This is a genomic window from Arthrobacter sp. 05N33_2 (genome assembly GCF_056397425.1).
In genome coordinates this window covers 257,310-279,923 of record NZ_JBFTNJ010000001.1, presented here as the reverse complement: position 1 = coordinate 279,923, position 22,614 = coordinate 257,310, and the positions used below count along the sequence as shown (strand labels likewise).

The following is a 22,614-nucleotide window of genomic DNA, read 5'->3' as shown; positions in this document are numbered from 1 at the left end:
CTCCTTAGTTTTCCGCGCCGGGGGCGCTGGATGCGGCGGCGTAGCGGCTGGCTGGCCGTGCCAGCCCCAGCTGATCGCGGAATGTGGCGTCCGGGCTGGTGGGGGCGAGGACCCCGCGCCGGCGCAGTTCGGGCAGCACCAGCCGCGTCAGTTCCTCAAGATCCGTGTCCAGCACGGCGGGGTGCAGGCGGACCCCTTCGGCCCAGGCCAGCACCTCGGTGAGCAGATCGGTAAGCCCGACCGCCGAGCCGATGAACTGTGCGCGCGGGCTCTGCCACGGGGTGTGGCCGTTCAGCCCGGCCAGCCGCTGGGCGGCGGCCTGGCCGCGGGAGTCCAGCACGACGTCGAGCTCGGCGATCAGCGCAGGACCGTTGCCGCCGGCGGCGAGTCCTGCGCGCGTCGCCGCGAGCTCGGCGGCCAGGAGTCCGGGCGTCGGGGCCGAGACCAGGAGCGCGTCGGCTGCCCCGGCCGCGACGGCCTCCGGGGCGAGGAGCCCGGCCGGGGCCAGGACGGGCAGCTGGCCCTGGGGCGGCCGCGGAATGATCGACGGACCCTTGACGGAATAGTTGCCGTTTTCGACGTCGATGTAGTGCAGCTTGTCGACGTCGAGGTAGCGCCCGGTGGGGACGTCGCGGATCACGGCGTCGTCCTCCCAGGAGTCCCAGAGCCTGCGGCTGACCTCGATCGAATCGGCGGCCTCGCGGGAGAGCCGGTCCCCGCGCACGGTGTCGCGTCCGACGGCGGCGGCATCGGCCGCGCTTGATGAAGCGGCCACCAGCCAGCCGGCCCGTCCGCCGGAGACGTAGTCGAGGCTGGCCAGCTGGGTGGAGATGTGGAACGGCTCGGTGTAGGCGGTGTCCACTTCCGGAATCAGTGCGAGGGAGCGGGTCACGGGGCCGGCGAACGCGGCGCGCTGCAGGGCGTTGAGCCGGGCCGCGGCGTCCGGGTGCCCGGGGTCCGGCAGGCCGGGGTCGGAAAACGTCGCCGCGTGGAATCCGGCGGACTCGGCGGCGAGCACGGCGCCGCGGAGGTGTTCCGGGCCCAGCACGGACGCGGGTGCTGTGCGGGAAACCCGCCACGCGGCCGGGTGGCTGCCGGCGCCGTCGAGCTCCAGCAGGAGCAGGCCGAGTTCGCGGGGCCCGTTCTGGGCGGGATGGCTGCTCATGATGCGTCCTGTCGTTCGTAGGGGATCTGTTCGCCGGCCTCGATGGGCACCGGCAGGCGGTTCTCGGCCGGCGGCAGCGGGCACGTGGCGAGGTCCGTGTAGGCGCACGGCAGGTTCACCGCCCGGTTGAAGTCGAGCCAGACCGTGCCGTGGGCGCCCGGAGCGGCCACGGTGAGCGAGCGGTTGGCCGCGTAGGTGCTTTTGCCCGAGGTCGCGTCCGTGAAAAGGACAGACAGCGTGCCCGGAGTGTGGCCGTTGAATGCGGTGAGGCTCAGGTCCTTGCCGCGGAGCCGGAAGTGGATTTCCCCCGGGGCCTCGTAGACGTGGTGGATTCCTTCGACCGCCGCGCCCACGGTGGTGGGCCGCGGTTCGGCGAACGGGACGAATATTCCTGAAATGGCATATTCAGGGGTGGGGGCGTAGACGGGCGTGCCGCGGTAGCCGGTGAGCAGCGGGTTCAGGGGATGCCGCGGCCGCACGACATAGCGGCCGCCGCGTTTGGCGAGCTCGATCACGGTATGGCCGGCGCCGGCATCCTCCACCCGCAGATTCAGGCCGTCGCGCTCGGGGATGGGGCCGAGGAACACGGTGGCTCCGGTCCCGTCGGCGTTCAGTTCCCGCCCATCGCGAAGGACGCGTTCGCCGGCCCCCAAAGCCAGGCGGACTGCGCCGTCCTCGACGCTCCAGGTGCCCGGCGCGCCGTCCAGCCGGGCGGGCGCGGCATCGAGCCAATGCAGGTGCGTAACGGCGAGGAAGCCGTGGGGGTCGGCGCGGTGGCGTTCGTGCGCGGCATGCCAGTCCGCCCAGGCGGCTTGGAATTCATTGTCGGGACGGCGGTCGGGACGAATGTCAGGACGGCCGTCGGTGTCAGTGGGCGTGGACATGGGAGCTCCTGTGGTGGGTGTGGTCGGCCGTGACGCGGGCGGCGTCGGTCTCAGTAGTGCCGGCGAATGCAGGCCGGCCGGCGTACGGGTCGCCGTCGGCCCAGAGCGTGGTGGGCGCGGCGGCGCGGACGGCCGGAATGATTTCGAGGGCGAAGCGCTCGAGGATTTCCAGCTGCTGGGCGAAGGGCAGTGTGGTGGGCAGCGAGATGGACTGCAGGTCGTGGCCGTAGAGCGCGTGGTAGCTGAGGATCTTGTCGATCACCTGCTCCGGGCTGCCCACCAGGGCCGGACCGTCGGCGACGGCGTGGTCGATGTCCCGGTAGGGGGAGTTGTTGCCGGGAACGTTCCGGCCGGTCGTGAGGGCCTCGTAGACCGGGCCGAACTGCCGCTTGGCCTCCTGTGTGGTGTCCGCGATGAACACCCCGCCCGCGCCGGATCCGGAGCCCAGGTACTGGTGCCGGGGATCGTGGCCGTGGCGTGCGTATTCCTCGCGGTAGTGGTCAATGAGCACCTTGTAGTTTTCCCGCGGCTGGATCGCGTTGGCCGTGAACAGCGGATCGCCCCACTGCGCCGCCAGCGCCGCCGAGGCCAGGCTGGTGGCGGAGCCGTGCCAGACCCGCGGCGCCCCGGCGAAGGGCCGCGGCGTCGTGGTGGTGGGCTCCGTCAGCGCGGCGCGGAACCTCCCGGACCACGTGACGTTTTCCTCGGTCCAAAGCCGGCGGAGCAGGGCATATTTCTCCGCAAGGAGCTCCCACTGGTCCGCCAGGTCCAGGCCGAACAGCGGGTACTGCAGCACCTCATTGCCCTTGCCGATCACCAGTTCCAGCCGGCCGCGGCTGAGCTGGTCGATCGTGGCGTAGTCCTCGGCGACCCGCACCGGGTCCAGCACGGACAGCACCGTCACGCCGCTTTGCAGCCGGATCCTGGTGGTGACGGCGGCGATGGCGGCGAGCACGGTGGTGGGGGAGGAGGAGATGAACTCACCCGCGTGGCGTTCCCCGACGGAGAAGCTGTCGTAGCCGAGGCCCTCCGCCCGGCGCGCGGTCTCCACCACCTGGTTGAGCCGGTCCGCGGTGGAGACGATCTCCCCGGTGACCGGGTTCTTCAGGTGCGGGATGATGTCGAGGACCTGGAACCTCACTTGCTGATCCCGGTCTGGGTCTTCCCTGCAGGGGCTGTCCCGAAGTTGCCCTCAGTGACGGTCGTGGACTCGGGAAGGGCTTCCTCGGAGAGTCCCCAGCGGTCCAGGACCTTGGCGTAGGAGCCGTCCTTGATCGCGGAGTTCAGGGCGTCCGTGATGGCCGGGGCCAGGCCGTTGCCCTTGAGCGTGGTGGCCGCGACCAGGGTCTCGGACGGCCACCCGGCGTTGACCTTGCCCACCACCTTGAGGTCGTCGCGGGTGTTTTCCCGGTACGTGACGGACGGGTAGGGCGCGAGGTTCAGGTCGGTGCGGCCGGAGGACAGCGCCAGGATGGTGTCGGCGTCGGAGGAGTAGTACTGCAGCACCGCGGGCGCCTTTCCCTTGGCCTCGAGCTCCTTGTTCCAGGCGATCAGGATTTTCTCCTGGTTGGTGCCCGAGCCCACCGAGATCTTCAGCCCGGAGATGTCATCGGAGCCCTTGATGTTGTAACCGGAGCTCTTCTTCGCCTCGAAGCCCATGTACGCGGCGCGGTAGCTGGAGAAGTCGAAGAGCTTCACGCGGGCGGCATTGATGCCCACATTGGAGAACACGGCCTCGAAGTCGCCGGACTGGGTCTTCAACGGCCAGTTCTCCCAGGAGGTCACCTGGACGTCCAGGTCCAGGCCCAGCTTGTCCGCGACCAGCTGGGCCAGGTCCACCTCCACGCCGATCGGGGTCTTGTCGTCCGTGGCGTGGAAGGACAGCGGAATCGCGCCCGCCGTCGTCGCGACGGTCAGCTTGCCGTCCTTGCCGATCAGCGCGGGGACCTTCGCGGCCAGGGATGCATCCTTCTCGGCCCGGATCCGCTGCTGGTCCGGCGAGGTGTTGTAGACGACGCCGTTGCGGGCAGCCATCGTCGCCGGCTGCCCGCCGGACGCGGCAGATGCGCCGGGATCCGCGCAGCCACTCAGGGCCACGGTGCCGGACAGGGTGCCGATGAGGACGACGGCGGGAAGCGCGGCACGCGTCCGCCGGGGACCAGTACTCGCGCGGGCGGTGCGGAGGGCGGAGCTCATTGCCATGGGGTTCCTTAGATGTTGAAAGCGGGTTCGATGACTTTGGAGAAGAAGCTCCGGGTGCGAACTTCGCGCGGGTTGGTGAAAATTTCCTGGGGTGTGCCTTGCTCGACGATCTGGCCCTGGTCCATGAACACCACCGTGTCGGCGACGTCGCGGGCGAAGCCCATCTCATGCGTGACGATGATCAGCGTGGTGCCGGACTTGGCCAGCCCGCGGATGACGTCCAGGACCTCGTTGACCAGTTCCGGGTCCAGGGCCGACGTGGGCTCGTCGAAGAGCAGGATCTTCGGGTCCAGGGCAAGCGCCCGGGCGATCGCGACGCGCTGCTGCTGGCCGCCGGACAGCTGGCGCGGGTAGGCGCCGGCACGGTCCTTCAGGCCCACGCGGTCCAGCAGTTCCAGCCCGCGGTCGCGGGCCTCGGTCTTGGAGAGCCGGGGTTTTCCGGTCCGCGGCGCGACGATCGGTGCCTCGGTGACGTTTTCCAGCGCGGTCAGGTGCGGGAAGAGGTTGAAGTTCTGGAACACCATGCCGATCTCGGTGCGCTGCTTCAGGATGTTCTTTTCGCGCAACTCGTGGAGCCGGCGCCCGCGGACCTCGTAGCCCACCAGCGTGCCGTCGATCGCGATGAACCCGGCGTCGACCTTTTCGAGGTGGTTGATGGTGCGCAGGAGGGTGGATTTGCCGGATCCGGACGGTCCGACGATCACGGCGACACCCCCGGGCTCGACCGTCAGCGTGATGCCCTTGAGGACTTCCGCGGCGCCGAAGGACTTGCGGACCTTCGTGATCTCGACAAGGCCGCGGGTGGTTACGGCGTCCGTGGCAGCGGCCGCGGACGGGGTCTGGGTGGTCGTACGGAGTGCGGTGCTCATCGGGTGCCCCTTTCCTGGTTCGATTCCCGGCCGGCGGGCGTATGGATGGCGAGGAATTTGCGGGCCTTCTGCAGCGGGGTCAGGGGCAGCGTGCGGACCGCGCCCCTGGAGTAGTGCCGCTCGATGTAGTACTGGAAGACGCTCAGGACCGAGGTGATGACGATGTACCAGAGCGTGGCCACGAGCAGCAGCGGCAGGACCTGCTGGGTGCGGTTGTAAATGACCTGGACGGTGTAGAACAGCTCGGAATAGGCCAGGACGTAGACGATCGAGGTGCCCTTGACGAGGCCGATCACCTCGTTGAAGGCGGTGGGCAGGATGGCCCGCATGGCCTGGGGCAGGACGATCCTGGTGGAACGCCGCCAGGCCGGAATGCCCAGGGCGGTTGCGGCCTCGAGCTGGCCCTGGTCCACGGACAGGATGCCGCCGCGGATGATCTCGGCGGAGTAGGCGGCCTGGTTCAGGGTCAGGCCGAGGACTGCCGCGGCGAACTGGCTGATCAGGGTGGTGGTCTGCGCCTCAAAGAAGCGCACGTCCGTGAAGGGGAGCCCCAGGCTGATTTTCTCGTAGAGGTAGCCCAGGTTGTACCAGAGCAGCATCTGCACCAGCAGCGGCGTGGAGCGGAAAATCCAGGAGAACGTCCATGAGACGGAGACCAGCAGGGGCGACGCGGACAGCCGCATCAGCGCCAGGATGAACCCCAGGATGAAGCCGAGCGCCCCGGAGATCGCCGTCAGTTTCAGGGTCTCCAGCAGGCCGTTCACGATCGACTGCGCGGTGAACCACTGCGCCACCACGCCCCACTCCCAGCGCGGGTTGGTGGCCAGCGACCAGGCAATGCCGGCCACGCCCACGGCGACGACGGCGGTGCCCACCCAGCGCCACGGGTGGCGGGCCGGGACCAGCCGGTAGTCGGCGTAGTCGGTTGCGGCCTTGCGGCCCACCGAACCGGAGCCGACTGTTCCGGCCGGTGCGCACTCGCCGGCGGGTACGGGTCCTGCGGGCCGGACCTCCGCGGTCTCGGGTGCGGATTCGATGCCGGCGGACGCCGGCTCCGGGGCGGACTGTGCCACCGGGGTTGCTGTTGAACTCATGCGCCACCTCGCTTCTTCCAGTTGCTGTGGGGGTAGTTGGCTGCCAATCTAGGGCCGTGCGAAAACGCGCGGCAAGGCGGCAGGTTGCATACGTTCACGCAGGTTCGCACGGCGTCACACGACGAATTCTTGCCTCGATTTACGTCGCGTTACGCGGGGTGAACGGCCGTGACCGGCGCCTCGACCGGCTCCATTTCGGGTGCCTAGCATGAGGGCTCCGCACCCGAGCCAGGAGACCGTCATGCCAGTGAATGCCCGATCCGTGGTCCTCATCGGCGGCGGCCCGCGCGCGGCCGGGCTGCTGGAACGCCTCGCCGCCAACCGGCCGGAGCTGCTCGACGGCGCCCTGCAGATCCACGTCGTGGAGCCGCACACCCCGGGTGCCGGCAGGATCTGGCGTTACGAGCAGCATCCCGGGCTGATGCTCAACTCCGCGGCGGCGGACGTCACGATGTTCACGGATGCCTCCGTCCAATGCGAGGGACCCGCAGTCGACGGCCCCGGCCTGGCAAAGTGGGCCGCCGGGGTCCTGGACGGGTCCATCGCGGATGTTCCGGAGCTGCCGGCGGAACTCCGGCGCCAGCTGGCCGCCCTCACCGGTGCCACCTTCCCCACTCGGCAGCTGCAGAGTGTCTACCTGGAATGGTTCTTCCGCCGCTCCGTCGCCGCCCTCGGACCGGACACCACCGTCACCGTGCACCGGGACACGGCGTCCGCCGTCGAACCGGTGCAGCATGAAGCCGACCAGGGTCCGGAACGCTACCGCGTCCGGCTGGCCGGCGGCGCGGTGCTGCCCGCCGACGTCGTGATCGCCTCCCTGGGGCACACGGATTCGCTGCCCAATGAGGAGTCTGCGGCGTGGGCCGGTTTTGCCGCCCGGCACGGTGCGTTCCACGCGGCGCCCAGCTACACCACCGACGTCGACTACTCACCCCTCGCCGCCGGCCAGGACGTGATTGTCTCCGGCATGGGCCTGGCCTTCGTGGACCTGCTGGTCCTGCTCATGGAGGGCCGCGGCGGCAGGTTCGAGGAGCTGCCAGGCGGCCGCCTGCGCTACGTGCCCTCCGGTGCCGAGCCGCGGCTGTGGGCCGGCTCCCGCCGCGGCGTGCCCTACCACTCCAAGATCACGTCCGCCCTGCGCGGCGACGCAGCGGGCGAGCCGGCGTTCTTCACGGCCGACGCCGTCACAGCGCTGCTGGGTGCGCCCGGCGAGGTGGACTTCCGCGCCCAGCTGTGGCCCCTGATCGCCAAGGACGCCGGCTACGCGTACTACCGCGAGCTGTTCACCGGCTACCCGGAACGGGTCCGGATCGGCTGGCGGGAATTCGCCGAACGGTTCGCCGCTGCGGACTGGTACAGCCAGGAGCGCCGGCGGCTCGTCGCCGGGTCCGTCCCGGACGCAGGGCTCCACCTGGACCTCGAACGGCTGGACCATCCCTTCGCCGGCCGCGTTTTCGCCGGCCACGCAGACTTCCAGTCGGCGGTGGCAGCGTACATTGGCCGCGACCTTGAGCTGCGCACCGGGCCGGACCATTCGGAAACCCTGGCCCTGTTCACTTCCTTGCTGAAGTCCTACATGGACCTGGGCCGGCTGGTGCCGTCCGAGCGGCTGAACGCGCGGTCGCAGCGGGAGGTCCAGGGCTGGTGGCACGGCTTCTTCAGCTTCGTCGACTCCGGGCCGCCGCCGCGCAGGCTGCGGGAGATGCTGGCGATCCACCGGGCCGGTCTGCTGCAGTTCATTGGCCCGGGACTGGAGATCGAGGCCGCGGAGTACTCGGGCCGGTTCGTCGCCCGCTCGGCCCAATCCGGGATCAGCGTGTCAGCGCCGGCCCTGATCGAGGCCCGGCTCCCGGCGCCGTCGGTGGCCCGCTCCGCGAACCCGCTGCTGCGCCAGCTGCACGCCTCCGGGCTAGGCACTGAACAGCAGCTCCTCACTGCCGACGGCACGCACGCGACCGGACGGCTCCTGGTGTCCGCCCACAACGAGCTCATCAGTCCGGTGGGGGAGCGGCGCGAACGGCTGTTCGGCGTCGGGCCCGGTACTTCCGGCTGGGGCACCGGCGCCTTCGCCCGGCCCGGCACCAACGCCGCGCCGTTCCGCGAAAACGATGCCCTGGCCCGGCGAGTCCTGAACCTGCTGGCGAACCCCAACAGCGGCCCGGCCGACAGCGGCCTGGCGAACAACGATCAAACGGACGCCGGCCGGGCGGTGCCGCAGGCCGCCGCCGGCGGAAAGGACCCGTCATGACCCCGTCCCCACTACACACCCCGCCCGTGGACACCCCGCCCGTGGACACCCCGCCCGTGGACACCGCCGCGCTGACGGTCCTCAATCTCCCCATGAGCGATCCCAGGGTCCGTCCGCTCCTGGACGAGCTCGCGGTCGAATACGACACCCGCTACGGCAGCCTCTTTGGCCGCGGGGCCGCCGCGGAGGAACTCAACCGTTACCCGGCCGAGGAATTCGCCGCGCCGGGCGGGGCCCTGCTGATTGTGCGCGAGAACGGCGAATCCGTGGCCGGCGGCGCGTTCCGCCGGCACGGCCCGCAGACCGCCGAGTTCAAGCGGATCTGGACGCATTCAGCGCACCGCCGCCGCGGACTGGCCCGGTTTGTCCTTGCCGAGCTGGAGGCGCTGGCCGGCCGTCGCGGCTACCGGAAGGTCTACCTGACAACCGGCCCGCGCCAGCCGGAGGCGAAACACCTCTACCTGAGCACCGGTTACGAGGCACAGTTCGATCTCTCCGCCGACCCGGAAACCATCGGGCCGCTGGCATTCACCAAGGACCTGCCGGGCGCAAACCCCGCCGCGCTGCTTGGTCGGCGTCGGCCGGGAACCGGCGCTTCGGGCTAGAGTTCACACAGGGGGTCTGCCCTAAAACAACGTTTTCACGAGCCGCCGCGGACCCGGCGGAGAAACAGCCGGGAGTCATCAGTGCGGCCTGGATCCAAGCCCACCATCCGCGATGTCGCGCAGACGGCCGGGGTCTCCCTGACCACCGTCTCCTATGTGCTCTCCGGCCGCTCCGGCGGTACCACCCGGATCAGCGAAGCCACCCAGGACCGGGTGCACGCCGCGGTCCGTGAACTTGGCTATGTGGCCAACAGTGCCGCCCGGGGAATGCGCCGGGGCCGGACGGAGCTGGTGGCCGTGGCCGTCCCGGACCTCGAGCAGCCCCGGGACAGGGCCATCGCCACGGTGCTGGCCAGGATCCTGCCGGAGCACGGCTACCAGCCGGTCATCCTGCTGGGCGGGAACTGGCGGCAGTTCATGCTCTCCGGCGGAGCCGACGGCGTGATCCACACCAGCGCGCCGAAGGCGGACGACGATTCCGAAGCCATGGCAGAGCCCGCCGGCCGCGGCACGCCCCACGTGTTCATCACGGACGACGCCGGGCCCGGCAGCCTTGCTGTCCAGGGCGGACACGAGGTAGTCCCCGCCGGCACGGACACCCCCGAGATCCTGGCCGGGCGCGCCGTCATTCTGCTGCTGGCACAGTTGCGGGGTTAGGAACCTTAGGCTTTCAGCGCGGCCTCCGGTGCCGTGTTCTGGGTTGCGGCCTCCGGTGCGGCTTCCGGGGTTGCGGCCTCCCGGAGGGGACGCCGGGCCAGCCACGCGGCCACGATCGCGCCGGAGACGTTGTGCCACAGGGAGAAGACCGCAGACGGCAGCGCCGCCAGCGCGCCGAAGTGCGCGGTGGCGAGGGTGGCAGCCAGGCCGGAATTCTGCATCCCGACCTCGAAGGCGAGGGCCCTGCGCGCCTTGTCATCCAGGCGCCCCAGCTTGCCGGCCAGGTAGCCCAGACCCAGGCCGAAGCCGTTGTGCAGCACCACGGCGAGGAACACGATGCCGCCCGCGGCGACGATCTTGCTGGCGCTGCCGGCCACGACAATCGCGACGATCAGGGAAATCACGACGGCCGAGGCCCACGGCAGCGCGGGCAGGACCTTGGCCACGAGCTTCTTGAGGAAGAGGCGGGCCAGCAGTCCGGCGATGACCGGCAGGAGGACGGTCTTGACGATGTCCTGGACCATGCCCCCGGCGTCGATGTTCAGGTACGAGCCGGCCAGGAACAGCACCAGCAGCGGCGTCACGATCGGCGCGATCAGGGTGGACACGGAGGCGACGGCCACGGACAGGGCGACGTCGCCCTTGGCGAGGAACGCCATCACGTTGGAGGCGGTGCCCGACGGCGCGCAGCCCACCAGGATCAGGCCCACCGCAAGCTCCGGCTCGAGGTGGAGGCCGACGGCGATCAGCCAGCCGGCCCCCGGCATGATGACGTAGTGCGCCACAATTCCCAGGGCCACGGCCCAGGGCCGCTTGGCCACCGACGCGAAATCGGGCGGCGTCAGCGTCAGGCCCATGCAGAACATGATGATGCCCAGCAGGAAGGGCACGCTGGGGGCGAGGGGTTTGAACGCGCCGGGGAGCAGGAAGCCGGCGAGTCCGGCCACCACCACAAGGACCGGGAAGACCGTCACCGCGATGCGGGCAATCTTTGCCTCGGCGGCGAGGGCGGGATTGGCCGGGACGTCGGCGGCAGTGCCCGCGTCCCGGGCGGTATTCGAAGTTTTAGTTGCCTCAAGCATCCAAGAATGGTGCCACCGGCGTCCACGGGGTGCCACTTCGTGACCACCTGTCGGACAAATATGTCAGATTTTTAGGCGGCCGTGCGGGCGGGAGTCCGACGGGTAGGGTTCATTGCGTGGGTGAGCCCGAAAGGCGAACTCCCCACCCCGGCGCGACGCAGCGCCCCACCTTCCCTGAATTCTGCACATTCTTTGACATCTGGAGGCCGTTCGGCCTCCTTGACCACGAACGGAGCCAGCGATGGCCACCAGTATCGACGCGCAGGCCCCGGCCGCCACGCCCGCGCAACTGCAATCGGTCCGAGGCGCCTTGACGTCCCCGCGACGGCTCAAGACCGAGGTTTTGGGCGGCCTCGTGGTGGCACTGGCGCTGATTCCTGAGGCGATCGCCTTCTCGATCATCGCCGGCGTGGACCCGAGGATCGGGCTGTTCGCGTCCTTCACGATGGCAGTGACCATCGCCTTCGTCGGCGGCCGTCCGGCGATGATTTCTGCGGCCACCGGCGCCGTCGCCCTGGTGATCGCCCCACTGGTGAAGTCCCACGGACTGGATTACCTTGTGGCGGCGGTGATTTTGGCCGGCATTTTCCAGATCGTGCTGGGCCTCTCCGGCGTGGCGAAACTGATGCGGTTCATCCCCCGCCCGGTCATGGTGGGGTTTGTGAACGCCCTGGCCATCCTGATCTTTCTGTCGCAGGTGCCCGAGCTGATCGGAGTGCCCTGGCTGGTCTACCCGCTCACCGCGCTGGGCCTGCTGATCGTCTTCGGCCTGCCCAGGCTCACCAAAGCCGTCCCCGCACCCCTCGTGGCCATTGTGGCCCTGACGCTCATCACGGTGACGGCCGCCGTCGTCGTTCCCACTGTGGGGGACAAGGGTGCACTGCCGGACTCGCTGCCCTCTTTGTCACTGCCCAACGTGCCGAACACGTTCGAAACGTTGCAGGTCATCTTCCCGTTCGCGCTGGCCATGGCCTTCGTGGGCCTGCTCGAATCCCTCATGACCGCGAAGCTCGTGGATGACATCACGGACACGCGTTCGGCCAAGACCCGCGAGGCCTGGGGGCAGGGCGTCGCGAACATTGTCACCGGCATTTTCGGCGGCATGGGCGGTTGCGCAATGATCGGCCAGACCATGATCAACGTCAAAGCCTCCGGCGCCCGGACCCGGATCTCCACCCTTCTGGCCGGCGTCTTCCTGCTCATCCTCGTGGTGGCACTCGGAGACATTGTGTCCCTCATCCCGATGGCCGCGCTCGTGGCCGTCATGATTTTCGTATCAGTTGCCACCTTTGACTGGCACAGCATCCGGCCCGCCACCCTCAAGGCCCTGCCCAAGAGCGAAACCGCCGTCATGGCGGCGACGGTGGTGGTCACCGTTGCCACGCACAACCTGGCAATCGGCGTCGGCGTCGGCGTACTCGTCGCGATGGTCCTGTTCGCCAGGCGGGTGGCCCACTTCGTCACCGTCGAGCGCACCGTGACGGAACACGACGGCGGCCGGGCCACGTATCGCGTGGACGGCGAGCTGTTCTTCGCCTCCGCGAATGACCTCTACACGCAGTTCGAGTACGCACTGGACCCCGAGCGCGTGGTCATCGACATGCGCGACTCCCACCTGTGGGACACCTCCACGATCGCCGCTTTGGATGCCATCACGGAGAAGTACCGGCAGCACGGCAAGAGCGTCGACGTCGTGGGCCTGAACCGGGCCAGCGCCCTGATGCGCGAACGCCTGGCCGGCAAGCTCGGCGCGGGGAACTGACGGGGCGGCGCGACCGGTCGGGCCGGTATTAGGTCACACGTTTGGGTCTTTTTGTTTGCCTTGGTGCGGCCTAGCGTGGATTTACGGCGCCGCCCGTCCGGGTGGCCGGAGCATGGAGGAAATCCAATGACGACGCACGTAGCCGACTGCAGCGTGAGCAATTGCTCCTTCAATGACCACTCCCACTGCAACGCGGCCGCCATTACCGTCGGCGGCGCCGCAGATCATGCCTCCTGCGCGACCTTCATAGACATCGGGGTGCACGGCGGGCTCCCCAAGGTGCTGGCCGACGTCGGCGCCTGCCAGCGTTCCGAGTGCACCCACAACGACCATCTGATGTGCAAGGCGCCCGAAGTTCATGTGGGCCCGGGCGTCGACAACGCCGACTGCCTCACCTACGCCCACACGTAGCCGCACCCGCCGTCCGCGTCCATCGACCATCCGCCCCGCTGGCGCTGAAATTCCCCACCTTTGGTCGCCGCACCCGGCGTGTCGGGCCGAACCGCCGGTGAGGACCGGCGTCGCTGGTTCAAAGGTGGGGAGAATCGGTGGTGGCAGAGGGCATCCGCTGAGGCAGGCGCGCTAGCCCTGGGTGAGCCGGTACCGTTCGATCTGCTTGAGCCGCCGCAGGAGGCTGTCGCGCCGGGGGTGCGGGACGGCGTCGGCCGGCTCGGCGGTGAGCTCGATGTGTTCGGTGCCGTACTGCCACAGCAGCAGGTCATCGAGCAGCCGGTCCGGCCCGGGGGAGTAGCGGTGGTCCAGGGCCTTGCGGACCTCGGTGATCCGGTTGGCGCTAAGCAGCCCGGCGAGCTGCATGGTCTGGTTGAGGCCGTGGGCGGCCATGAGCTCCGCGGCCCAGCCCCAGTCGTCGTCGACCTTCCGGTCCACGTGCGGCAGCAGGGTCCGCCAGACGTCGCGGATCCGGTTGGGCGTCAGCTGCGCGGCACCCTCACCGTCCATGTCCCAGTAGCCGCGGACCTCCTCGTAGCGTTCGTGCAGGTCCGAGAACGCGCTCTCCACGGTCTCCAGCATGGCGGCCGTCGCGGTGAACTGGCGGTCGAAGTGCGGGGTCCAGGCCCGCGGGTCCTCGGCTTTGAACCGGATGTCGTGCTCGATCTCGCTCCAGGCGTGGGCGAAGACGGTGCGGATCTGGCACTCGAAGAAGTAGCTGCCGTTCGGCGGGACGTCCGGGTTGAAGGCCAGCTGGTAGTCCTTGACGGCCTCGTTCTGGATGGTCCGCAGGATCAGGTGCCGGCTCGAGTAGCCGTATGTGCCGGACTCGATCGAGCCGATGTCCTTTTCCCGGTCCCCCCGGCAGTCAAAGAGCTGGCGCTGGCGCTTGATCAGATTCGCCACCACCGCGTTTTCCGCCGGCAGCTTCGTGATCACACGGATTCCCACCATGTCATTCAGGGTCCGGAACGGGTCCGGGAACTTCAGCACAGGTGGCCCGCCCGGCTCCAGCGGTTCCTCAATGCGGGAAATCTTCTCGCGGAAGGATTCAACGGTCTTGGTGCGTCCGGTGACGAACAACGGCGTGACTTCGGTGTCCTTGAGCATGGTCCGCAGCGTGAGCAGGACCTCCCGGGTGACCAGCTTCAGGGCAGGCCGGACCCGCTCGTACAACTCCACGTTCTCCTGCACGGAATCGCGCAGGCTCACGTCCAAACGGTCCCAGTTGCTCGCCATGGATCCAGCTTACGGCGCACCACCGGCACCGGCCCGCAGGCTGGCAACGCCGGGCACGCCCGCAGGCAAGGGCGGCGCAGCAGGCATGGGAGGGGTCCGGCATGCGAGGGGTCCGGCCTGCGCTGGGCCGCTTGGTGCCCAAGGTAGGCTCAGCATATGGCTGAAATGCGGCGGCGGACTATGATCGCGGCCGCAGCGGCGGTGACTCTGGGGGCAGTCTCCGCCGCCTGTTCACCGGGCCCCAAGGAGGACGCTGTGAAGAGGCACAAGTACCAATATGGCGAGGACCCCAGCCAGTGGGGTGAGCTCTTCCTCCCGGATGTTGCCGCGCCCAAGGGCGTGGTGGTGGTGATCCATGGCGGGTACTGGCGTTCGCAGTACGGCGCAGAACTGGGGGAGCCCCTTGCCAAGGACCTCGCCGCGCACGGCATGGCGGCCTGGAACCTGGAGTACCGGCGGGCCGGCAACGGCGGAGGCTGGCCCAACACGTTCGCCGACGTCCTGGCCGGCATCGACAAGCTCGGTGAACTGGCTGACGAGCACGGGCTGGGACTGGACCGCGTGGTGGCCCTGGGCCACTCGGCAGGCGGCCACCTCGCCGTCTGGGCGGCGGGACGGCGCCGGCTCGCGGGGCTTGGTGCCCCGGACGCGGACCGCCAGCTGACGCGTCGGGGCGACGACGACGGCGCGGTGCAGCTCACCGGCGTCGTCAGCCAGTCGGGGGTACTTAACCTCGCGGCCGCCGAGCGGCTCAACCTCAGCAACGGCGCCGTCAGCAACTTCCTGGGCGGCTCATCGGAGAAATATCCCAAACGGCATAAATTTGCCGACCCCATGAGTGCGGTGCCGCTGGGCGTGCCCGTATATGCCGTTCACGGCACGGAGGACGATACCGTGCCGGTGAGCCAGTCCGAGACCTACGCCGGCGCAGCCAAGGCCGCCGGCGCGCCGGTCCAGCTGCTCAAGGTCCCGGGCGACCACTTCGCGCTCATCGACCCAAAGGCACCCGCATACCGGAAATGCCGTGAACTCGTGCAGCAGCTGCTGGTCTGAAGTCCGCCCGGCGGCCGGGATGGGGGGCCCCGGTGTCCCCGATGGCATCCCCTGGCCGGCGAAAGCGAATAGACTGGAGCGCAGGTGCGCCGGGAAGTCTGGTCGGCATAGTTCCGTCGACCCCATTTTGAGGACCCCATGAGCGCCCTGCCCCCTTCGCCGACACCCTCTTCACCAACACCGCCTCCTCCTTCGCCGCCCCGCCTCACCATTTTCGGCCGGGGCAGCTATGCCGAGGCCCTGCGGATCGGCGAGATCCTCCGCAAGGAAACCGTGGGCGGCGCCCTGCTGGTCGCCGCGGCGATGGTGGCCCTTATCTGGGCCAACTCACCGGCCTCGGAGAGTTACTTCGCACTGCGCGACTTCACCATCGGCTACGCGCCCTGGCATCTGGACCTGAGCCTGGGCGCCTGGGCCGCCGACGGACTGCTGGCCATCTTCTTCTTCCTGGTGGGGCTCGAACTCAAGCGCGAGTTCGTCGCCGGCGACCTGCGCGAACCGAGCAAATCCGTGGTTCCGGTGGCCGCCGCCGTTGGCGGTGTGGCCGTTCCGGCACTCATCTACGCGGCCATCAACCTCTCCGGTCCCGAAACGCTGCACGGCTGGGCCATTCCCACCGCCACCGACATCGCCTTCGCCGTCGCGGTGCTGGCGCTCATCGGTTCCCACCTGCCCAGTGCGCTGCGGATCTTCCTGCTGACCCTCGCCGTCGTCGACGACCTCCTGGCCATCGCCATCATCGCGATCTTCTACACCAGCGATCTCCACCCCGAGCCGTTCCTGCTGGCCCTGCTCCCGCTGGGCCTCTACACGTTCCTGGCGCACAAATACCGGCGGTTCTTCGGCACGCACGCAGCCGCAGCCTGGGTGATCCTGCTGCCGCTCGGCTTCGCGACGTGGGCCCTCGTGCACGCATCAGGCATCCACGCCACCGTGGCCGGGGTCCTGCTCGGATTTGCCATTCCCGTCAAACGTTCGAAGGCCAGCGGCGGCCCTGAAGCCGGCCCGGGCCTGGCGGAGATTTTCGAACACCGGTTCCGCCCCATTTCGGCCGGGATCGCCGTCCCGGTCTTCGCGTTCTTTTCCGCCGGGGTGGCCATAGGCGGCTGGCAGGGCCTCGGTGCCGCCCTGACGGACCCCGTAGCGGTGGGCATCATCGTGGCGCTGGTTGCCGGAAAGCCGGCGGGGATCCTCGGCACCACATGGCTCATCACCAAAGTCACGCGGGCCCGCCTGGACGGGTCCTTCAAGTGGATTGACGTCTTCGGCCTCGCCATCCTCGCCGGCATCGGCTTCACGGTCTCGCTGCTGCTTGCCGAGTTGAGCTTCGGCCAGGGCACTGCGCATGAAGACCACGCGAAGGTAGGGATCCTCGCGGCCTCACTGCTCGCCGCGCTCCTTGCCACCACGGTGCTCCGGACACGCAACCACCAGTACCGGCGTGCGGAGGAGGCGGAACAGGTCGACTCGGACCACGACGGCATCCCGGACGTCTACCAGCAGGACCGCCCCGCAGGCTAGGTTGGCAGGCCAGGCCGACGGGCTATATTTAGGGGTGTGGCGGGAGGGGCCGTCCGGAGGGTCAATGATACCCCAAGGGGTATCATGATTGAGCTGGAATACGCGCGCCGGGCCGTCTGGCGCCCGCGAAAGGAACAGGCATGAAGAGCATTTCCGTCAAGGACCTGGCCGCCCTGGGCGATGCCACCGAAATCGTCGATGTCCGCGAGGAAGACGAATACGTCGCCGTCCGCGTTCCCGGCGCCCGGAGCATCCCGCTCTCACGGTTCGTCCAGTCCCTCGCCGAGGTCCCGGCCAGCGGCACCGTCTACGTCATGTGCGCCGCCGGGGGCCGCAGTGCCCAGGCTGCCACCTACCTGGAGGACCAGGGATACGACGCCGTCAACGTCACCGGCGGGATCATGAAGTGGCAGGACGAGGGACACCCCGTCAACCGGGGCTGACCTTCAAGGGGCTGACCGCACCGGAGGGACCATGGAAGTCATCGTCATCGAGACCCCGCAGCTCGGGGACCGCAGCTACCTGGTCCACGACGGCTCAGTGGCGCTGGCGATCGACCCGCAGCGCGACACCGACCGCATCGAGGCGGCCGCCCGTGACGCCGGGGTAGCCATCACGCACGTGGCCGAAACGCACATGCACAATGACTACATCACCGGCGGGCTGATCCTGGCCCGCGCCCACGGCGCCAGCTATCTCGTCAACGCCGCCGACGCCGTCGGGTTCGAGCGCACTCCCATCACGGACGGCCAAACGGTCCGCGTGGGCTCGCTTACCGTCAAGGCGGTCGCCACGCCGGGCCACACGCATACCCACCTGTCCTTCATCGTGGACGACGGCGGGAAGCAGGCCGTCTTCTCGGGCGGCAGCCTCCTGTATGGCTCGGTGGGCCGCACGGACCTTGTCGCCGAGGCGGACACCGTTGGCTTGACCCACGACCAGTACGCCTCGGTCCGTCGCCTCGCCGCAGAGGCCGGCCCTGACGCGGCGCTGTTCCCGACCCACGGATTCGGCTCGTTCTGCTCCTCCGGACCCGCCAGCGGTGCCCGGTCCTCCACCATCGGCGAGCAGCTTGCCGCCAACCACGCCCTGACGGACCCCGATGAGGACCACTTCGTCCGCCAGCTCATCGCCAACCTCACGGACCACCCCTCCTACTACGCGCACATGAGCCCGGCCAATGTCCGCGGCCCGGGCCCTGCCGAGCTGGCCGTTCCGGCATCGCTCGATGCCGCCGAACTCACCCGGCGCCTGGACGGCGGCGAGTGGGTGGTGGACCTGCGCCGGCGCGTGGCGTTCGCCAACAGCCACCTCAAGGGCAGCGTCAGTTTTGAGTATGGCTCCGGCTCCAGTTTCACCACCTATCTCGGCTGGGTGCTGCCGTGGCGCGAACCGCTAACCCTGGTGGGCTCGCGGGAAGACGTTGAGAACGCCATCCGCGACCTCTCCCGGATCGGCATCGAATCCCCCGACGCCGCGCTCGGTTCCGAGCCGCACGCCCTCGCCCCACAGGCCGGCCTCGCCTCCTACCCGCGCGTGGGCTGGGACGGCATGCTCGCCGGCCGGGCGCCTGAGGACACTGTCCTGGACGTGCGCCGGGCCGACGAATTCGCTGCCGCCCGCGTGGTGGGCGCGGTCAACGTGCCGCTGCACGAACTGTTGCTGCGCCTCGGAGACATTCCCGCCGGGAAACTTTGGGTGCACTGCGGCTCCGGGTACCGTGCCGGGGTCGCCGCCAGCCTCCTGCAACGGGCAGGCCGGGACGTGGTCCACATTGACGCCAGGTTTGCCCATGCCGCGTCCGCGGGGATCGCGCTGGACACCACCGCGGCCTGAGCGCCGGCAGGGCGGAAGCGGGTGGGGGCGCAACACACGGCACCGGAGCGCATTCTCTGGCAGAGTATGGTCATGCTCACAGTTATTGGCGAGGGGCTGGTTGATGTTGTCCAGCGGTCCTCCGGCGTCCAGGCCCATGTCGGCGGCAGCCCCCTCAACGTGGCGGTGGGGCTGGCGCGGCTGGACCATCCGGTCCAGTTCATCGGCCGCTACGGCCGCGATGCGTATGGCGAGGCCCTGGCCGCGCACCTAAAGTCGAGCTCCGTGCTGCTCCCGCTGGGACCCGACGAGCTGCCCACCAGTGTGGCCTCCGCCCTGATCGACGACGCCGGCGCCGCCACGTACACCTTCGACCTCGCCTGGGAGCTTCCCGGCGTCGCGGCGCGCCTGCCGTTCCTGCTCCAGGGAACCACGCTGCTGCACACCGGTTCGATCGCCACCATGCTGGCGCCGGGCGCCGCCGACGTGTTTGCCGCCGTCGAGCGCGCCCACCCGTCCGCCACCATCAGCTTCGACCCCAATTGCCGTCCCAGCATCATCCCGGACGTGGACTACGCCCGCGGGCAGGCCGAAAAGTTTGTGCGCCTCGCCGACGTTGTGAAGGCCTCTGACGAGGACCTCGAATGGCTCTACCCGGGCGTGGACCCGCTGGACTCGGCCCGCCGCTGGCAGGCGTTGGGCGGTTCCGAAGGGCCGGCAATGGTGGTGGTGACCCGCGGCAGCAAGGGCCCCTGGGGCATCAACGCCGCCGGTGAGGCGCAGTTCCCGGCCCCTGAGATCAACGTCGCGGACACAGTCGGCGCCGGGGATTCCTTCATGGCCGCGCTCCTGTCCGGCGTTGTGGATCTGGGCCTGGACGGGGCACAAAACCGCAAGGGCCTGCGCGAACTCTCCGCCGAAAGCCTCCGCGATGTCCTCGCCCATGCCTCCCGGGCAGCGGCGGTCACCGTGTCCCGCGCCGGCGCGAACCCGCCTACGCGCGCGGAACTGGCACGGATGGAAATGGGGGCCCAGCCCCTGCAGTGAGTGAAAGGCAGCCATGACACGGCACGATGTTCCGGTGTTCCCCGTCCGCAGTGAATCCTACGCGGAGGGCCAGACGCTCCCGGCCGCCCAGCGCAGCGGCAAAATGCGCGCCGGCGGCCGGGACGAATCCCCGCAGCTGAGCTGGAGCGGCGCCCCGGCCGGCACCAAGGGCTACGCGGTGACGATGTTCGACCCCGACGCCCCGGGGCGCGGCGGCTTCTGGCACTGGGCCGTGCTGGACGTCCCCGCCGACGTCACCTCGTTGCCGGCAGGAGCGGGCGCCGAGGGCGGCAGGCTCCTTCCCGCGGGCGCCATCCAGTTGAAGAACGACGCCGGATTCCATGGCTACCTGGGCGCCGCACCGCCTCCCGGACACGGGCCGCACCGGTACGTCATCACCGTCCACGCGCTCGACATCGCACCGTCCGGACTCAACGAGCACACCGCTCCGGGCAGCCTGGAGGCGAAGCTGTCGCAGCACACCCTGGGCCGGGGCACGCTGACCGGCATCTTCGAACGTCACTGAGCCCGCCGCCGCCCGCCGAGGCTGTCGCCCCTGTCGCCCCTGTCGCCGAGTTCGCCGGAACCTCCCCAATTCGCCGTGATTGTCCGGCGAACCCGACGCGGTCCGGCGAACTCGGCGAATGCGGCCGCGAGGGCCTACCGCCCCGGCGCACGTAGACTGGCACTATGCGGCTGGTAGCAAGTGACATTGACGGAACGATCCTCGGCCATGACGGCAAAATCAGCGACCGGACCGTCCGCGCGTTCCACGCCTGCCGCGACGCCGGGCTGGAACTGGTGTTCGTCACCGGACGGCCGCCGCGCTGGCTCCACCCCCTGCAGGACCAGCTGGGGCATGCCGGAACGGTCATCTGCTCCAACGGCGCCGTCGTGTGGGACCTCGAGGCCGACCGCCTGCTCTCGGCGCGGACACTGGACCTCGACGCCATGTTCGAGGCCCGCCGCATCATCAAGCGGCTGCGTCCGTCCGCGCTGTTTGCCGCCGAAACCCTGACCGGCTTCCATCTGGAACCGGGCTTTATCGAAAACGGCTCGAGCGAACTGCTCGCGGAATTCACCCCGGCCCCGCTTCACACCACCCTCACGGAGGCGGACGCCGTGGCGAAGTTCCTGGCCATTGTCCGCGAAGGCACCGCCGACGAGTTCCTCGCCGAGGTGACGCCCGCCGTCGCCCATCTGGCCGCCGCGACGCACTCGGCGCCGAACATGGCCCTCCTCGAGCTGTCCCTGCCAGGCGTGAACAAGGCCGTGGCCCTGGCTGAATATGCGTCGTCCCTCGGCATCGGCGCCGCGGACGTGGTGGCATTCGGGGACATGCCCAACGACATCGAGATGCTTCGCTGGGCCGGGCACGGCTACGCGATGGCCAGCGGCCACCCGGAAGCGATCCGGGCCGCCGGCCGGCAGGCCCCGCACTTCGACGACGACGGCGTCGCCCAGATCCTTGAGTCCAAGCTCGCCGAACTCGGCGTCCGGCTGCCCTAAAACCCCGGCCCCGCACCCGCGCCCCACGCCCGCCCCGGTTCACGCACCCGCCTCGGGTCCCCACGCCCGCCCCCGGCCCAGGTCCCCACGCCCGCCCCGGTTCCCGGCGGACACCGGATTCCCAGCTCGCGGTCAACTGGCGTTCACCTTGGCCTCCTAGGCTGGAAGCTCGCGACGAAACGTTTGACCGAGAATGGGGACATCATGGCCAGGCACCGCATCAACAACACGGACGAACAACCCCTGCACCCGGTGGAACCGGACCGGCACTGGAGGCAGCTGCGCCAGGGCGACCGCGTCAGCGTCCGGCTCGCCCCGGGCCTTGAGACCGGCGGGCTTGTGGACGCCGTGACGGCGGACCACAGCGTCGTCTGGGTCGACCTCGACGGCGGCCGCGGCCGCACGCTGCTGCACTGCAGTGACGGCGTCGAAATCCGCCAGCAGGCTCCTGACACCCCGTCCCACTGAGGCCCACTGAGGCCCGCTGACCCGGCCCGGATGGGCCCGGCCCGCCAGTACCGGCCCCCCAAGCCCCGGTCCCGGCAGACCAAGGTACGCTTCAGGAGTGACTGACCTGCACCCCTACTTTGCCCCCCGCGGGGATCGCGACGGCGGCCCGGAGGGCGCCGCCACCCCGGCCCCGGGCGGTTCCCGGGCGCCGCTGGCGCTGGCCCACCGGGGCTTTTCGCTGGACGGGCTGGAGAACTCGATGGCCGCGTTCCGCGCCGCCGTCGACCTCGGGTTCCGGCATCTGGAGACGGACGTGCACACCACGGCCGACGGCGTGTTGGTGCTCTTCCACGACAAGACCCTGGACCGGATCACAGAGGGCCGGGGCCAAATCGCTGACCTTCCGGCCTCAACCGTGGCCCGGGCCAGGATCGGCGGGACCGAACCGATCCCGCGGTTCGATGAGTTGATCGCTGCTTTCCCGGACGTCCGGCTCAATATCGACGTCAAGGACTGGAACTCCGTGGGCACCCTGGCCTCGGCGATCGAACGCCACGGACTGCACGACCGCGTGCTGGTGGCCAGTTTCTCGGACCGGCGGCGCCGGGCAGTGCTGAAGCAGCTGAGCCGTCCCGCCGCGAGCTCGGCCGGCATCGTGTCCAACGCCGTGTTCGTCCTGCTGGGCCCCGTGCTGCCGACGCCGCTGATGTCCGCCGTGGTGCGCCGGGCACTGCGCGGAGTCCACGCCCTGCAGGTCCCCGTCCGCTACGGCGCCGTGCCTGTGGTGACGCCGGGCTTCATCCGGCGGGCACACCGGCACGGGCTGCAGGTCCACGTCTGGACAATCAACGAGCCCGCGGAAATGCACCGGTTGCTTGACCTTGGCGTCGACGGGATTGTCACGGACCGCGCGGACCTGCTCAAATCGGTCCTCCAGGAGCGCGGGACCTGGTCCTGAAGGG

At 69.5% G+C, this 22,614-nt stretch carries 22 protein-coding genes; 14 read left to right on the top strand and 8 right to left on the bottom strand.

What is annotated here, in order from left to right; genetic code table 11:
- Positions 1-4: 4 nt before the first annotated feature.
- From AC1DHX_RS01275 to AC1DHX_RS01250, 6 genes are read right to left on the bottom strand one after another with little or no spacing between them, the layout of a single operon-like run.
- Positions 5-1,165, bottom strand: coding sequence for an LLM class flavin-dependent oxidoreductase (locus AC1DHX_RS01275; RefSeq protein WP_476859546.1), 1,161 nt, complete (start codon positions 1,163-1,165; stop codon positions 5-7).
- Complete coding sequence (locus AC1DHX_RS01270; protein ID WP_476859545.1) at positions 1,162-2,049, bottom strand: DUF1684 domain-containing protein; 888 nt, start codon at positions 2,047-2,049, stop codon at positions 1,162-1,164. Before AC1DHX_RS01270 ends, AC1DHX_RS01275 begins: the two co-directional genes overlap by 4 nt.
- The gene (locus AC1DHX_RS01265) at positions 2,033-3,190 is read right to left on the bottom strand and encodes an LLM class flavin-dependent oxidoreductase (protein ID WP_476859544.1); all 1,158 of its coding nucleotides are present in this window, start codon (positions 3,188-3,190) and stop codon (positions 2,033-2,035) included. The genes AC1DHX_RS01270 and AC1DHX_RS01265 overlap by 17 nt, the downstream gene beginning before the upstream one ends.
- Entirely contained in the window at positions 3,187-4,245 is a 1,059-nt protein-coding gene (locus AC1DHX_RS01260; RefSeq protein WP_476899840.1) for an ABC transporter substrate-binding protein, read from the bottom strand. The genes AC1DHX_RS01265 and AC1DHX_RS01260 overlap by 4 nt, the downstream gene beginning before the upstream one ends.
- A gap of 14 nt (positions 4,246-4,259) precedes the next feature.
- A complete protein-coding gene (locus tag AC1DHX_RS01255) occupies positions 4,260-5,120 on the bottom strand; it encodes an amino acid ABC transporter ATP-binding protein (protein ID WP_476859542.1) in 861 nt (286 codons plus the stop codon).
- Positions 5,117-6,214 carry an amino acid ABC transporter permease gene (locus AC1DHX_RS01250; protein ID WP_476859541.1) on the bottom strand — a complete coding sequence of 366 codons (1,098 nt, stop codon included), beginning with the start codon at positions 6,212-6,214 and terminating at the stop codon, positions 5,117-5,119. The genes AC1DHX_RS01255 and AC1DHX_RS01250 overlap by 4 nt, the downstream gene beginning before the upstream one ends.
- Positions 6,215-6,455: 241 nt before the next feature.
- Between AC1DHX_RS01250 and AC1DHX_RS01245 the strand changes: the two genes are divergently transcribed.
- From AC1DHX_RS01245 to AC1DHX_RS01235, 3 genes are all read left to right on the top strand, one after another.
- Positions 6,456-8,462: an FAD/NAD(P)-binding protein gene (locus AC1DHX_RS01245; RefSeq protein WP_476859540.1), complete on the top strand. Its 2,007-nt coding sequence runs from the start codon at positions 6,456-6,458 to the stop codon at positions 8,460-8,462.
- On the top strand, positions 8,459-9,067 hold the full coding sequence (locus AC1DHX_RS01240) for a GNAT family N-acetyltransferase (RefSeq protein WP_476859539.1): 609 nt from the start codon (positions 8,459-8,461) through the stop codon (positions 9,065-9,067). The genes AC1DHX_RS01245 and AC1DHX_RS01240 overlap by 4 nt, the downstream gene beginning before the upstream one ends.
- An 81-nt stretch (positions 9,068-9,148) precedes the next feature.
- Positions 9,149-9,724, top strand: coding sequence for a LacI family DNA-binding transcriptional regulator (locus tag AC1DHX_RS01235; protein WP_476859538.1), 576 nt, complete (start codon positions 9,149-9,151; stop codon positions 9,722-9,724).
- A gap of 5 nt (positions 9,725-9,729) precedes the next feature.
- Here the strand turns inward: AC1DHX_RS01235 and AC1DHX_RS01230 are convergent, their stop codons facing one another.
- Positions 9,730-10,806 (bottom strand): bile acid:sodium symporter family protein, encoded by a 1,077-nt coding sequence (locus AC1DHX_RS01230; RefSeq protein ID WP_476859537.1) that lies wholly within the window; start codon positions 10,804-10,806, stop codon positions 9,730-9,732.
- 241 nt (positions 10,807-11,047) lie between these two features.
- Here AC1DHX_RS01230 and AC1DHX_RS01225 point away from each other — a divergent pair, with 241 nt between their 5' ends.
- A complete protein-coding gene (locus tag AC1DHX_RS01225) occupies positions 11,048-12,568 on the top strand; it encodes a SulP family inorganic anion transporter (RefSeq protein WP_476859536.1) in 1,521 nt (506 codons plus the stop codon).
- Between the two features lie 126 nt (positions 12,569-12,694).
- Positions 12,695-12,979, top strand: coding sequence for a DUF1540 domain-containing protein (locus tag AC1DHX_RS01220; RefSeq protein ID WP_028275954.1), 285 nt, complete (start codon positions 12,695-12,697; stop codon positions 12,977-12,979).
- Between the two features lie 171 nt (positions 12,980-13,150).
- Here AC1DHX_RS01220 and AC1DHX_RS01215 read toward each other — a convergent pair whose 3' ends face one another.
- Positions 13,151-14,257: a GTP pyrophosphokinase gene (locus tag AC1DHX_RS01215; protein WP_223914734.1), complete on the bottom strand. Its 1,107-nt coding sequence runs from the start codon at positions 14,255-14,257 to the stop codon at positions 13,151-13,153.
- A 255-nt stretch (positions 14,258-14,512) separates the two neighbouring features.
- Here AC1DHX_RS01215 and AC1DHX_RS01210 point away from each other — a divergent pair, with 255 nt between their 5' ends.
- The 9 genes from AC1DHX_RS01210 (at position 14,513) to AC1DHX_RS01170 (ending at position 22,610) form a co-directional block, all read left to right on the top strand.
- A complete protein-coding gene (locus AC1DHX_RS01210; RefSeq protein WP_223914733.1) occupies positions 14,513-15,310 on the top strand; it encodes an alpha/beta hydrolase in 798 nt (265 codons plus the stop codon).
- Between the two features lie 138 nt (positions 15,311-15,448).
- Entirely contained in the window at positions 15,449-16,831 is a 1,383-nt protein-coding gene (nhaA, locus tag AC1DHX_RS01205; RefSeq protein ID WP_476859535.1) for a Na+/H+ antiporter NhaA, read from the top strand.
- A 140-nt stretch (positions 16,832-16,971) separates the two neighbouring features.
- Positions 16,972-17,274: a rhodanese-like domain-containing protein gene (locus AC1DHX_RS01200; RefSeq protein WP_028275958.1), complete on the top strand. Its 303-nt coding sequence runs from the start codon at positions 16,972-16,974 to the stop codon at positions 17,272-17,274.
- A gap of 31 nt (positions 17,275-17,305) precedes the next feature.
- Complete coding sequence (locus AC1DHX_RS01195) at positions 17,306-18,667, top strand: MBL fold metallo-hydrolase (protein WP_476859534.1); 1,362 nt, start codon at positions 17,306-17,308, stop codon at positions 18,665-18,667.
- A gap of 72 nt (positions 18,668-18,739) precedes the next feature.
- Positions 18,740-19,693, top strand: a complete 954-nt coding sequence (locus tag AC1DHX_RS01190) for a carbohydrate kinase family protein (protein WP_230010142.1) — start codon at positions 18,740-18,742, stop codon at positions 19,691-19,693.
- Positions 19,694-19,706: 13 nt separating this feature from the next.
- Entirely contained in the window at positions 19,707-20,219 is a 513-nt protein-coding gene (locus AC1DHX_RS01185; protein WP_223914728.1) for a YbhB/YbcL family Raf kinase inhibitor-like protein, read from the top strand.
- Between the two features lie 164 nt (positions 20,220-20,383).
- A complete protein-coding gene (locus tag AC1DHX_RS01180; protein WP_476859533.1) occupies positions 20,384-21,202 on the top strand; it encodes an HAD family hydrolase in 819 nt (272 codons plus the stop codon).
- A gap of 204 nt (positions 21,203-21,406) precedes the next feature.
- Positions 21,407-21,670, top strand: a complete 264-nt coding sequence (locus AC1DHX_RS01175; RefSeq protein ID WP_476849936.1) for a hypothetical protein — start codon at positions 21,407-21,409, stop codon at positions 21,668-21,670.
- A gap of 97 nt (positions 21,671-21,767) precedes the next feature.
- Entirely contained in the window at positions 21,768-22,610 is an 843-nt protein-coding gene (locus AC1DHX_RS01170) for a glycerophosphodiester phosphodiesterase family protein (RefSeq protein WP_476859532.1), read from the top strand.
- Positions 22,611-22,614 lie beyond the last annotated feature (4 nt).

Bases quoted from the DNA above. Each gene is read 5' to 3' on its own strand.
- AC1DHX_RS01275 (WP_476859546.1), bottom strand. From the start codon at position 1,165: ATGAGCAGCCATCCCGCCCAGAACGGGCCCCGCGAACTCGGCCTGCTC.
- AC1DHX_RS01270 (WP_476859545.1), bottom strand. From the start codon at position 2,049: ATGTCCACGCCCACTGACACCGACGGCCGTCCTGACATTCGTCCCGAC.
- AC1DHX_RS01260 (WP_476899840.1), bottom strand. From the start codon at position 4,245: ATGAGCTCCGCCCTCCGCACCGCCCGCGCGAGTACTGGTCCCCGGCGG.
- AC1DHX_RS01255 (WP_476859542.1), bottom strand. From the start codon at position 5,120: ATGAGCACCGCACTCCGTACGACCACCCAGACCCCGTCCGCGGCCGCT.
- AC1DHX_RS01250 (WP_476859541.1), bottom strand. From the start codon at position 6,214: ATGAGTTCAACAGCAACCCCGGTGGCACAGTCCGCCCCGGAGCCGGCG.
- AC1DHX_RS01245 (WP_476859540.1), top strand. From the start codon at position 6,456: ATGCCAGTGAATGCCCGATCCGTGGTCCTCATCGGCGGCGGCCCGCGC.
- AC1DHX_RS01240 (WP_476859539.1), top strand. From the start codon at position 8,459: ATGACCCCGTCCCCACTACACACCCCGCCCGTGGACACCCCGCCCGTG.
- AC1DHX_RS01230 (WP_476859537.1), bottom strand. From the start codon at position 10,806: ATGCTTGAGGCAACTAAAACTTCGAATACCGCCCGGGACGCGGGCACT.
- AC1DHX_RS01225 (WP_476859536.1), top strand. From the start codon at position 11,048: ATGGCCACCAGTATCGACGCGCAGGCCCCGGCCGCCACGCCCGCGCAA.
- AC1DHX_RS01220 (WP_028275954.1), top strand. From the start codon at position 12,695: ATGACGACGCACGTAGCCGACTGCAGCGTGAGCAATTGCTCCTTCAAT.
- AC1DHX_RS01215 (WP_223914734.1), bottom strand. From the start codon at position 14,257: ATGGCGAGCAACTGGGACCGTTTGGACGTGAGCCTGCGCGATTCCGTG.
- nhaA (WP_476859535.1), top strand. From the start codon at position 15,449: ATGAGCGCCCTGCCCCCTTCGCCGACACCCTCTTCACCAACACCGCCT.
- AC1DHX_RS01200 (WP_028275958.1), top strand. From the start codon at position 16,972: ATGAAGAGCATTTCCGTCAAGGACCTGGCCGCCCTGGGCGATGCCACC.
- AC1DHX_RS01195 (WP_476859534.1), top strand. From the start codon at position 17,306: ATGGAAGTCATCGTCATCGAGACCCCGCAGCTCGGGGACCGCAGCTAC.
- AC1DHX_RS01190 (WP_230010142.1), top strand. From the start codon at position 18,740: ATGCTCACAGTTATTGGCGAGGGGCTGGTTGATGTTGTCCAGCGGTCC.
- AC1DHX_RS01185 (WP_223914728.1), top strand. From the start codon at position 19,707: ATGACACGGCACGATGTTCCGGTGTTCCCCGTCCGCAGTGAATCCTAC.
- AC1DHX_RS01180 (WP_476859533.1), top strand. From the start codon at position 20,384: ATGCGGCTGGTAGCAAGTGACATTGACGGAACGATCCTCGGCCATGAC.
- AC1DHX_RS01175 (WP_476849936.1), top strand. From the start codon at position 21,407: ATGGCCAGGCACCGCATCAACAACACGGACGAACAACCCCTGCACCCG.